Source organism: Saccharothrix sp. 6-C, assembly GCF_016695385.1.
Taxonomy (GTDB): domain Bacteria; phylum Actinomycetota; class Actinomycetes; order Mycobacteriales; family Pseudonocardiaceae; genus Actinosynnema; species Actinosynnema texasense.
The window spans coordinates 5,407,230-5,418,465 of the sequence record NZ_CP064192.1 but is presented as its reverse complement, the minus strand read 5'-3'; the positions used below and the strand labels follow the sequence as shown (position 1 = coordinate 5,418,465).

The window sequence follows — 11,236 nt, the reverse complement described above, 5'->3', positions numbered from 1 at the left end:
GCCGAGCCGACCGCGGCACCCAGTTCGGAGGGATGACCAATGGCGGATGAGTCCACCGGGCTCTGGCTGATCGGCGCGCGCGGCTCGGTCGCGACGACCGCGGTGAGCGGGTTGCTGGCCTTGCGCGCGGGCCTGACACCGGTGACCGGCTGCGTGACCGAGCGCCCCGAGCTGGCCGGCGTCACGCTGCCCGGGTGGTCGGACCTCGTCGTCGGCGGCCACGACATCGCGCACACACCCCTGGAGAAGCGGGCCGAGCTGCTCGCCGAGGGAGGCGTGCTGCCGCACCACCTGCTGGAGAGCGTCAGGCCCGGTCTGCGCGAGGTCGACGGCGAGATCCGGACGGCGGACTTCGACGGCGTCCAGGCCGAGGTCGCCCGGCGGCTGGCCGCCGACATCGCCGAGTTCCGCGCACGGCGGCGGCTCGCGCGGGTCGTCGTGATCAACGTGTCCTCGACGGAAGCTCCCGTGCCGTCGTTGCCGGAGCACGCCGACCTGGCCGCGCTGGAACGGGCGATGGCCGATCCCGACCGGCGCGTGCTGCCACCGAGCTCGCTGTTCGCCTACGCCGCGCTCACCGCCGGCTGCCCGTTCGTCGAGTTCACGCCCTCGACCGGGATCGCCCTGCCCGCGTTGGACGAGCTGGCCCGGCGGGAAGGGCTGCCCTACGCCGGGCGGGACGGCAAGACCGGCGAGACCCTGCTGCGCACCGTGCTCGCCCCGATGTTCACCGCTCGGGCGCTGTCGGTCCGGTCGTGGGCGGGCACCAACCTGCTCGGCGGCGGTGACGGCGCGACGCTGGAGGACCCGGCGCACGCCGACAGCAAGCTGCGGTCCAAGGCCAACGGCCTCGCGGCGCTGCTCGGCGGCGACGTGACGGCGCCCCTGCACATCGACAACGTGCCGGACCTCGGCGAGACGAAGACCGCCTGGGACCACGTGTCGTTCGAGGGGTTCCTGGGCGCGCGGATGAGCCTCCAGCTCACCTGGACCGGCCTGGACTCGGCGCTGGCCGCGCCGCTGGTGCTCGACCTGGCCCGGCTGGTCGCCGCGGCCCACGCGGCGGGGGAGAGCGGCGCGCTGGGCGCGTTGGCGTTCTTCTTCAAGGACCCGCTGGGCAGCGACGAGCACCGCTTCGCCGAGCAGACCCGCGCGCTGCACGAGTGGGCGGGAGGCCTGGGATGAGGTCGTACCTGGAACTCGTGCGGGCGCCCGCGGCGTTGACGGCGCTCGGCGACACCCTCGTCGGGTCCGCCGCCCCGCTCCGGGGCAGGCGACTGCTGCTGCCGGCGGCGTCGGCCGCGCTGTACTGGGCGGGCATGGCGCTCAACGACTGGGCGGACCGCGACCTGGACGCCGCGGAACGGCCGGAGCGGCCCATCCCGTCGGGGCGGATCAGCCCGGACGCCGCCCTGGCCACCGCCGTCGGCCTGACCGCCGCCGGCATCGGGCTCGCGGCGGCGGCCGGGCGCAACGCGGTGCCGCTCGCGGTCGCCGTGTGGGCTTACGACACGGTGTTGAAGAGCACCCCGGCCGGTCCGCTCGCGATGGCCGCGTGCCGGGGGCTCGACGTGCTGCTCGGCGGCCGGGCGCCGCTGCCCGCCGCCCTGGTGGCCCTGCACACGCTGGGCGTGACGGCGCTGTCGCGCGGCGAGGTGCACGGCACGTCGCCGGCCGTCGCCAAGGCGGTCGTCGGCGGGACGGCGGTCACCGCCGTGGCCGCCTCGGCCGGCGGCGGCCGACCGGCTGCCGTCGCGGCGGCCGCGGCCTACGCCGTCTCCGTCGGCCGCGCGCAGTGGGCCGTGGTGGGCGACCCGTCCGCCGCACGCGTGCGCGCGGCGACCAAGGCGGGCATCCACGGCCTGGTGCTGCTGCAGTCCGCGCTCGCCCGGCACGGCGCGGCGATAGCGCTGGTCCTGCCCCTGGCCAGGGCGCTGAGCCGCAAGGTGGGCCCGACATGACGTTCGACCTCGGCTACGGCACCAACGGGTTCGCCAACCACCGCTTGGACGACGCGCTCGCGATCATCGCCGACCTCGGCTACACGGCGGTCGCGCTCACGCTCGACCACCACCACCTCGACCCGTACGCCGCCGACGTCGGCGCGCGGACCGAACGGCTCGCGACCCGCCTCTCGGCGCTGGGGCTGCGCGTCGTCGTGGAGACCGGGGCGCGGTACCTGCTCGACCCGCGGCGCAAGCACCACCCGACGCTGGTCAGCGAGAACCAGGAGGTCCGGGTCGACTTCCTGGTGCGCGCCAAGCGCATCGCGGCCGACCTCGGCGCGGACTGCGTGTCGTTCTGGTCGGGGGTCGGGTCCTCGGACAGCTGGGAGCACCTGAAGTCCGGCGTCGAGGCGGCGCTGGCGGGCGGACCGGCGGTGCCGCTCGCGCTGGAGCCCGAGCCCTGCATGGTGGTGGAGCGGCTGGACCAGGCGCTGCGGCTGCGCGAGGAGCTCGGCGACCCGGGCCTGCTGGGGATCACCGTGGACGTGGGGCACTGCGTGGCGGTGGAGTGGCAGGACGCGGCGGCGTGCCTCCGGCAGGCGGGCGGGCTGCTGATGAACGTGCAGCTGGACGACATGGCGCAGGGCGTGCACGAGCACCTCGAGTTCGGGGAGGGGCAGCTGGACCTGCCCGACACCCTCGGGGCGCTGACCGACCTCGGCTACACCGGCGTCGCGGCCGTGGAGCTGCCCCGGCACAGCCACGCCGCGCCGGTGGTGGCCGGCCGGTCGTTCGAGGCGCTGCGCGCCGCGAAGTGGCTGGCCGGGGCGGAGCAGTCGCTGCGGGCCGACCCCTCCTCGATCCGGACCTTCTTCCCCGTCGTGGGACGGGCGGTGCCCTCCGGCGAGCGCGAGGCCCGGACGCGGCTGCTCGTCGCCTACGTCGAGCACGCGGGCGACCCGGCCGAAGGGCTCACCACGCTCTACCGGCAGGGCACGTCGGCCGAACGCCTCGGGGTGCTCAGAGGGCTCGCCCAGATCGGCGACCGGGTGCCGGACACGGGTGTGGAACTGGTGAAGGACGCCCTGCGCTGCAACGAGACGGGGCTCGTCGCGGCGGCCATGGGCGCGTTCGCCGCCCGCCACCTCGACCAGCACACCTGGCGGCACGGCGTGCTGAAGTGCCTGTTCACGGGCATCCCGCTGACCGTGGTGAGCGACCTCGACCGGCGGGCGGACGACGAGTTGCGGCGCATGGTGTCCGCGTTCGCCGACGAACGCCGCGCGGCCGGCCGGCCGGTGCCCGCCGATGCCCTCGACCTGCTCGGTGAGGCCGCCTGATGCGCATCTTCGACCCCCACGTCCACATGACCTCGCGCACCACCGACGACTACGAGGCCATGCACGCGGCCGGGGTGCGAGCGCTGGTGGAGCCGGCGTTCTGGCTGGGGCAGCCGCGCACGAACGTCGGCTCGTTCCTCGACTACTTCGACGGCCTGGTCGGGTGGGAGAGGTTCCGCGCGGCGCAGTTCGGCATCGCCCACCACTGCGCGATCGCGCTGAACCCCAAGGAGGCCAACGACCCGCGGTGCGTCGAAGTGCTCGACCACCTCCCGCGCTACCTGGTCAAGGACGGGGTCGTCGCGGTCGGGGAGGTCGGGTACGACTCGATGACCCCCGAGGAGGACGCCGCGTTCGCCCGCCAACTGGAACTGGCCGTCGTGCACGAGCTCCCGGTGCTCGTGCACACCCCGCACCGGGACAAGCTGGCCGGCACCCGGCGGACCCTGGACGTGGTGCGGGAGTCGGGCATCCCGCCGGAACGGGTGCTGGTCGACCACCTCAACGAGACGACCGTGCGCCTGGTCGCGGACTCGGGGTGCTGGATGGGGTTCTCCATCTACCCGGACACCAAGATGGACGAGGCGCGGATGGTGGCGCTGCTCGCCGAGCACGGCACCGACCGGGTGCTGGTGAACTCCGCCGCCGACTGGGGGCGCTCGGACCCGCTGAAGACCCGGTCGACCGGTCTCGCGATGCTCGGAGCCGGGTTCGACGAGACCGAGGTCGACACCGTGCTGTGGCGCAACCCGGTTCGGTTCTACGGCCGGAGCGGCCGGCTCCTGCTCGACCCGGCCACCGCCGGCGCGACCGACACCGCCACCGGGAACTCGGTCCTCAGGGGCGAGCGGTGATCGCGCGCCGCGCGACCGCCCACCCGGCCGACGACCCGACCGACGGGTCCGCCGCCGAACCGCGGTGGGCCCGCGAACACCTCCGGACGGGAGTACCGGCGTGAAACCACTGGTGGTCGTGGACGTGGTCGGCATGACGCCGGCGTTGCTCGAACACATGCCCAACCTGGCCGGCCTGGGTTGGCGGGCCGAGCTGGGCACGGTGCTGCCCGCCGTCACGTGCAGCGCCCAGGCGACCCTGCTCACCGGCCTCACCCCCGCCCGGCACGGCATCGTGGGCAACGGGTGGTACTTCCGCGACCTCGGCGAGATCCACCTGTGGCGCCAGCACAACCGGCTGGTCGGCGGCGAGAAGCTGTGGGAGACCGCGCGGCGGGTCCACCCGGGCTACACGGCGGCCAACATCTGCTGGTGGTACGCGATGGGCGCGTCCACGGACATCACCGTGACCCCGAGGCCGATCTACCACGCCGACGGCCGCAAGTCGCCCGACGCCTACGTCCGCCCGCCCGAGCTGCACGACCGGCTCACCGGCGCCCTGGGCGACTTCCCGCTGTTCCGGTACTGGGGCCCCACCGCCTCCCTGGCCTCCAGCGAGTGGATCGTCGGCGCGGCCCTGAAGGTCCTGGCCGACCACCGGCCCGACCTGCTGCTGGTCTACGTGCCGCACCTGGACTACGACCTGCAGCGGTTCGGTCCCACGTCACCGCAGGCGGTCAAGGCCGCGGCCGACGTGGACCGGGCGCTCAAGCCGCTCCTGGACGCCGACGCGACGATCGTGGCGCTGTCGGAGTACGGCATCACCGACGCGCGCAGGCCGGTCGACGTCAACCGGGCGCTGCGGGCGGCGGGGCTGCTGGAGGTCTACGCGCAGGCGGGCATGGAGTACCTGGACCCGTGGACGTCCCGCGCGTTCGCGGTGGCCGACCACCAGGTCGCGCACGTCTACGTCGCCGATCCCGCCGACCTGGCCAGGACCCGCGCGGTGCTCCGCGAACTGCCCGGCGTCGACGTCGTGCTCGACCGGGAGGGGCAGGCGAAGGCGGGCCTGGACCACGAGCGCTCCGGCGAGCTGATCGCGGTCGCCGAGCCGGACGCCTGGTTCACCTACTACTACTGGACCGACGACAGCCGCGCCCCCGACTTCGCGCGCGGCGTGGACATCCACCGCAAACCCGGCTACGACCCCGCCGAGCTGTTCTTCGACCCGGCCGACCCGCTGGCCAAGGTCAAGGCGGGGATGAACCTGGTGCGCAAGAAGGTCGGCCTGCGTTACGCGATGAACGTGGTGCCACTGGACCCGTCGTGCGTGCGCGGCACCCACGGCAGGCTCCCGGACACCGCCGCCGACGGCCCGGTGCTGCTGTGCTCCGACCCGACCGTGCCGCTGTCGGTCGAGCGGGACGGTCGGATGGCCGCCACCGACGTCCGCGACTTCCTGCTGGCACTGCAGGGAATCAGCGCACCGCCCGCCCGGGGCTGAGAGGACGTCCGGGCGTCATCGCTCCCGGGTTCACCGAGGTGGCGCGACGGAGTCCCGGTGGCGCACCGGCATGGGCACGCGGTGGGTGCCGCCCCGGCGCGCGCGGTGCGGTTCGGGGCGGTCGGCGTCGGCGAAGAGGAGGTCGACGGCCGTCGCGCCGAGGTCGTGGTGCGGCAGGGCGACGGTGGTGAGGCCGGGACGCAGCCACGAGGCGACGGGGTGGTCGTCGAAGGAGACGACGGAGACGTCGTCGGGCACGGTGAGGCCCGCGTCCTGCAACGCCTGGTAGGCGCCGAGCGCGAGCCGGTCGTCCAGGCAGATCAGCGCACGGGGGCGGGCCTCGTCCAGCAGGGCCCGGGTCGCCTCGAAGCCGTACTTCGGCAGCCACCAGCGGCAGGCGCGCCCGCTCTCCACCTCGACGCCCACCTCGCCCAGCTCCCGGCGGATGCCGGTGAGCCGGTCGAAAGCGGCGGTCCGGCCCGGTGGCACGTCGTCCCCGGACGAGCCGACGCCGATGAGGTGGATGCCCTCGCGGTGCCCGGCGTCGAGGAGCACGCGCGCGGCGGCGCGGCCCGCCTGCACCTCGTCGGGCAGCACCGAGACCAGCCGTGACGGCTCCCGGGGCAGCACGTTGAGCAGCACCGCCGGGCCGGTGGCGAGCTCGGCCGGGATGCTGATGGTCCTGGTGTGCACGGCGGCGAGGATGATGCCGTCGACCTGGTAGTCGTGCATCGTCTCGATCAGCGTGCGCTGGAAGCCGGCGTCGCCCTCGGTCTCGCCGAACAGCAGCGTGACGCCGTGCCTGCGGGCCGCCCCGAGCGCGCCCTTGATCATGTGGCCCGCGAGCCGGGAACTGGCCACGGAGTCGGACACGAACGCGATCGTCTGCGTCCGCGGCCCGCGTTGCCCCATCGAGACCCGGTCGCGGCGGTACTCCAGCTCCGTCGCCGCCTCGCGGACCCGGCGCTGCATCTCCTCGGAGATCCGCAGGTCGCGCCCGCGCCCCGATAACACCAGCGACACGGTGGTCTGGGAGACGCCGACGACCTTGGCCACGTCGGCGAGGGTCACCCGTCGTGCGCCCAACGTGGACCTCCCGTTCTCCGAATCCGGTCGTCGGCGCGCCGCGACCGGTGCGTGCACGACACAAGGGGGTCGTTCGACATCGAGGAACACCGGGATCGCCGGACGGCCCGCCCGCGCGTCAGCCGGGGCCGCCGGTCCGGTGCGCGCAGGGTGCGCGACCGTTCGGCCGTGGTGGCATGAGCCGCTCCACTACGTCGTGGTGCTCGGGGCCGGAGTCCGCGAGCCGGATCTCCTGTCGATGAGTCAGACTCATCGGGCCGTGTCCTAGCTACTCATGACAGCCTGTGCATGCCTGTGTCGTCAAGGGAATCGCCCTGCCTATTTCCCGTCACGGCAGCGTGCGGGCGACCATCCGGTCCGCTGTGCCCCGAAGTCCGCAGTGAATGATCAGGTAAGTACTACTCATCATTCCCAGGAGGGCGGCGGATCGGTATGCTGACCGAAGTCGTCGGCCGCGAGGCGACGACGCTCAGCGGAGTGGCTGCGCGGAGGGGGTGATGTCGTCGGGTGACCACCTAGCGCTCCAGGCGGCTCGGGTCCCCGTTGTCGGTGCGGCGCACCAACCACGCTTCGGTGATGTGGGTGAACATGGCGTCGGCCGCGCCGGCCGGGTCGTGGGCCGCGATCCGCTCGTAGACCCGGCGGTGCCCCTGGTTGGACGACACGCACAACGCCCGTTCGCTGCGGCCCATGTAGCGGGCGGTGTTGATGACCTGGCTCTCCAGTGAGCGCACGACGCCGCGGGCGATCCGGTTGCCCGACGCCTGCATGATCGTGTCGTGGAAGGCGCGGTCCTGCTCGCGGTAGGCCTCGGGGTCGTCGACGAGCAGGTCCATCCGGTCCACGAGCGCGCGTAGCCGGTCGACCGTGTCCTGGTCGGCGGTGCGCGCGGTCACCTGGGCCATGTCCGATTCGAGGAGGCGCCGGGTGACCACGAGGTCGTCGAGCACGGCCAGCGTCTCGTCCTCGGCGATGGTGGCCGAGAGGACGAGCTCGTCCAGCATGTTCCACGTCGTCGGCTGCGTGACCATGGTGCCGGCGCCTTGGCGCACCTGGACCAGGCCCTTCTCCTGGAGGATCTTCACCGCCTCGCGGATGACGGTCCGGCTGACCGAGAAGGTCTCGCCCAGCGCGGGCTCGGGCGGCAAGGACGTGCCGGGCGGGTGGACGCCGCGGACGATGCGCCCCACGAGCTCCGCGGTGACCGCCTTGGCCAGGTTGGTCGGTCGACGCGCCCACTCGGGAGGTGCGGGGGAGTCGTCGGTCGGTCGGCGGCCCGCTGCGGTCATCTTTCCTCCGGTTGTGCCACGCGCCCCACGGTTCCAGGGCTGCTCCGAGTATACGTAGGACCGTTGACGTCAGACGTCATACGAGTTAGGTTTGTGCACCAATCGCGCCGAGCGCGTCGACGCCCGGCCGCCGTCTGGGAAGTGAGCAGCAATGAAGCAGCGCGCACTGTGGTCGGCTGCCGTGGTCCTCGGGTTGGCCCTGGCAACGGGCTGCGGGAGTGCCACGGCTCCGGGATCCTCCGGCAGCTCCGGTGACAAGCTCGTGGTCTGGGACTGGAAGTCCGGCGACGCGAACGTGGCCGCCTACCTCGACCAGGCGAAGGCCGACTTCGCGAAGAGCCACCCGGACGTCGCCGTCGAGTTCGTGGCGCAGCCGTTCGACCAGTACTACACGTTGCTCGGGGCGGCGATCCAGGCCGGCAAGGGCCCGGACGTCATGCTCTTCAACGGCGGCGGCCAGCTCCGCGACCGGGTCGACGCGCTGGTGCCGCTGGACGAGTACGTGGCCCAGGACAAGGAACGGCTGGCCGGCTGGGAGGCGTTCACCCGCGACGGGAAGACCTACGCCTCGCCGGTGACGCTGCAGGGCCACCCGCTCTACTACAACAAGGCCCTGTACGAGCAGGCGGGGCTGGATCCCGAGGCGCCCGCCGGGAAGTGGGACGACTTCGTCGAGGACTGCGGCGTCATCACCGGCAAGACCGGCGCCAAGTGCTTCGGCGTGGGCAACAAGGAAGGCATCGGCATCCAGTTCTTCCTGTCCAGCATCGGTTCGGCGGTGCTCACGCCGCAGGAGTACGACGACTGGATCGCCGGGAAGCGGGACTGGGCCTCGCCGGACGTGAAGCGCGTCTTCGAGCTCTGGAAGCAGGTCAACGACAACGGCCTGAACAACGACGGGGTCAACTCCACCGCGATGTTCAACGACGCGTTCGCGGTCTTCCAGTCGGCCAAGGCCGCGCACATCATCGGCCTGATGTCGGACATCGGGCACTGGAAGGACTTCGCCGAGTTCCTCGACCCGGGCGACGTGGGCGTCATGGCGCCGCCGGTGGTCAACCCCGCGGCGACGCCGGGCCTGCCCTTCGACGGCGGCATCGGCTACGCGGTCGCCAAGTGGACCAAGGACCCGAAGACGGCCGCCGACCTGGTCCGGTCGCTGACGTCGGCCGGGGCGCTGAAGGCCTTCTACGCGGACGCGGGCGCGATCGCGTCCGACACCACCATCGACGTCTCCGCCGCCGGCCCGGCCGTCACCGCGATCGTCGCGGGGATCAAGACCGGCAAGCCGGCCCTGCACGTCGCCCTGTCCAGCAAGACGATCGACCTGATGGGCCGCCTCTCGCAGCAGCTGCTCAGCGGCTCGATCACGGTGGACGAGGCCGTCGCGCAGCTGGCCGACTCCGACAAGGCGAGCTGATCCGTGCCGTCCGGGGGTTCTCCGTCCTCGGTGCGCCCGGCCGTCGTGGGGCCGGGCGCGGAGGAGGCGGTCGCCGGAGCGCCGGCCCGGCGACCGGCGCGGTCGTCCCCGCGGCGATCCCGTCGCGGGTCGCGGGCCGAGCGCCTGGCGCCGTTCGTCCTGGTGGCGCCCGCCGTGCTGATCATCGTGGCGCTGCGCCTGTGGCCGCTGGCGCTCGGGGTGAACTTCTCCTTCACCGGTGACGGCGACCGCAACGGCACCTCGGTCGGCCTGGACAACTACCTGACCCTGTTCGGCGACCCGCTGTTCCGGACCGCGCTGCGCAACGTCGGCCTGCTCGTGCTGCTGCTCCCCGTGGCCGTGGCGATCCCTGGCCTGCTCGCCACGTTCATCTACCTCCGCGTGCCCGGCCACCGGATCTACCGCGGCGTCTACTTCTTCCCGGCCGTGCTCTCCCCGGTGATCGTCGGGGCGATCTTCAACCTGCTGCTCGCCTACGACGGCCCGGTCAACGCGGTCCTGGGCGTGGTGGGGCTCGGGCCGGTGGACTGGCTGGGCGACCCGGACGTGGCGATCTTCGCCGTGGTCGGGGTGCACGTCTGGGCGACGTTCGGCATGGCGCTGGTCGTCTTCCTGGCCGGGTTCTCGACCCTGGACCCCTCGCTGCTGGACGCCGCCCGGGTGGACGGCGCGTCCCTGCCGCAGACCGTCTGGCACGTGATCGTCCCGGGCCTCACGCGCACGATCCAGTTCGTCTTCGTCACCACGATGATCGGCATGCTGACGTCGATGTTCGGCCTGCTGTACGTGATGACCAACGGCGGTCCGGAGGCGTCGACCTACCTGCCCGAGTACTACATCTGGGTCCAACAGGGGCAGTTCAACCAGCCCGCGCTCGCGTCCGCGGCGTCGACGGCGCTGTTCCTGATCATGCTCGTCGTGGGGCTGGCCCAGGTCGCCGTCCTGCGTCGCGCGGGCAGGGAGGGCTGATGGCCGGCCGACGGGTGTCGAAGTGGGTCGTCGCGGTGCCGATGGCGCTGCTCGCGCTGGCGACGGTCTACCCGTTGGTGTTCACCGCGAACGTCGCGGTGAAGACCCGGCGCGAGTACGTGCTCGACCGGTTCTCGCTGGCGGACGCACTGCGGTGGGACAACATCGCCGCGGCGTGGACCAGCGTCGGCATGTCCCGCTACTTCCTCAACTCGGCGCTGGTGGTGACGTGCTCGGTCGCGTTGCTGCTGCTGTTCGGGTCGATGGCCGGGTTCGCGCTCGCCCGGTTGCGGTTCCGCGGCTCTTCGGTGCTCTTCCTGGGTTGCCTCGCCGCGTTGTTCATCCCCTTCCAGGTGATCATGATCCCGCTCACCAGGGTGATGGCCGACGCGGGTCTCGTCGACACGTACCCGGGGCTCGTCCTCGCGTACGTGGCGCAGTTCCTCCCGTTCACGGTCTTCCTGATGACCAGCTACTACTCGACGGTGCCCGCGGAGATCGTGGACGCCGCGCGGATCGACGGGAACACGGTGTACGGCGTGTTCTGGCGGATCATGCTGCCGCTGGGCAGGCCGGCACTGCTGTCGGTCGGTGTGCTCAACGCACTGTTCTGCTGGAACGACGTGCTCATCTCCTTGCTCATGATGCCGTCGGCAGACCATCGCACGCTCATGGTCGGGGTCACCTCGTTGCGGGGGCAGTACTCGGATGACATTCCCGTGTTCGCCTCCGGCGTGTTGATCGCCGCGGTGCCCGTCCTCGTCGTCTACCTGTTCCTGCAGCGCCAGATCGCCGACGGCGTCACCGCAGGGGCCACGAAGGGCTGAC

At 72.5% G+C, this 11,236-nt stretch carries 10 protein-coding genes; 8 read left to right on the top strand and 2 right to left on the bottom strand.

What is annotated here, in order from left to right; translation table 11 throughout:
- The first annotated feature begins 39 nt into the window (after positions 1-39).
- The 5 genes from IOD16_RS22480 (at position 40) to IOD16_RS22460 (ending at position 5,623) form a co-directional block, all read left to right on the top strand.
- The gene (locus IOD16_RS22480; protein ID WP_201436009.1) at positions 40-1,185 is read left to right on the top strand and encodes an inositol-3-phosphate synthase; all 1,146 of its coding nucleotides are present in this window, start codon (positions 40-42) and stop codon (positions 1,183-1,185) included.
- On the top strand, positions 1,182-1,961 hold the full coding sequence (locus tag IOD16_RS22475) for an SCO3242 family prenyltransferase (RefSeq protein ID WP_201436008.1): 780 nt from the start codon (positions 1,182-1,184) through the stop codon (positions 1,959-1,961). Before IOD16_RS22480 ends, IOD16_RS22475 begins: the two co-directional genes overlap by 4 nt.
- Positions 1,958-3,286: an EboA domain-containing protein gene (locus IOD16_RS22470; protein ID WP_201436007.1), complete on the top strand. Its 1,329-nt coding sequence runs from the start codon at positions 1,958-1,960 to the stop codon at positions 3,284-3,286. The genes IOD16_RS22475 and IOD16_RS22470 overlap by 4 nt, the downstream gene beginning before the upstream one ends.
- The gene (locus IOD16_RS22465) at positions 3,286-4,140 is read left to right on the top strand and encodes a TatD family hydrolase (RefSeq protein ID WP_201436006.1); all 855 of its coding nucleotides are present in this window, start codon (positions 3,286-3,288) and stop codon (positions 4,138-4,140) included. Before IOD16_RS22470 ends, IOD16_RS22465 begins: the two co-directional genes overlap by 1 nt.
- 100 nt (positions 4,141-4,240) lie before the next feature.
- On the top strand, positions 4,241-5,623 hold the full coding sequence (locus tag IOD16_RS22460) for an alkaline phosphatase family protein (RefSeq protein ID WP_201436005.1): 1,383 nt from the start codon (positions 4,241-4,243) through the stop codon (positions 5,621-5,623).
- A gap of 30 nt (positions 5,624-5,653) precedes the next feature.
- Here IOD16_RS22460 and IOD16_RS22455 read toward each other — a convergent pair whose 3' ends face one another.
- Positions 5,654-6,709 (bottom strand): LacI family DNA-binding transcriptional regulator, encoded by a 1,056-nt coding sequence (locus tag IOD16_RS22455; RefSeq protein ID WP_201436004.1) that lies wholly within the window; start codon positions 6,707-6,709, stop codon positions 5,654-5,656.
- Positions 6,710-7,224: 515 nt separating this feature from the next.
- Positions 7,225-7,998 carry a FadR/GntR family transcriptional regulator gene (locus tag IOD16_RS22450; RefSeq protein WP_201436003.1) on the bottom strand — a complete coding sequence of 258 codons (774 nt, stop codon included), beginning with the start codon at positions 7,996-7,998 and terminating at the stop codon, positions 7,225-7,227.
- A gap of 151 nt (positions 7,999-8,149) precedes the next feature.
- Here IOD16_RS22450 and IOD16_RS22445 point away from each other — a divergent pair, with 151 nt between their 5' ends.
- Genes IOD16_RS22445 through IOD16_RS22435 form a run of 3 tightly spaced genes read left to right on the top strand, consistent with a single transcriptional unit; the run spans position 8,150 to position 11,235 of the window.
- Positions 8,150-9,418, top strand: a complete 1,269-nt coding sequence (locus IOD16_RS22445; protein WP_201436002.1) for an ABC transporter substrate-binding protein — start codon at positions 8,150-8,152, stop codon at positions 9,416-9,418.
- A 30-nt stretch (positions 9,419-9,448) separates the two neighbouring features.
- The gene (locus IOD16_RS22440; protein ID WP_236594283.1) at positions 9,449-10,408 is read left to right on the top strand and encodes a carbohydrate ABC transporter permease; all 960 of its coding nucleotides are present in this window, start codon (positions 9,449-9,451) and stop codon (positions 10,406-10,408) included.
- Positions 10,408-11,235, top strand: a complete 828-nt coding sequence (locus tag IOD16_RS22435; RefSeq protein WP_201436001.1) for a carbohydrate ABC transporter permease — start codon at positions 10,408-10,410, stop codon at positions 11,233-11,235. Before IOD16_RS22440 ends, IOD16_RS22435 begins: the two co-directional genes overlap by 1 nt.
- Position 11,236: the final 1 nt, after the last annotated feature.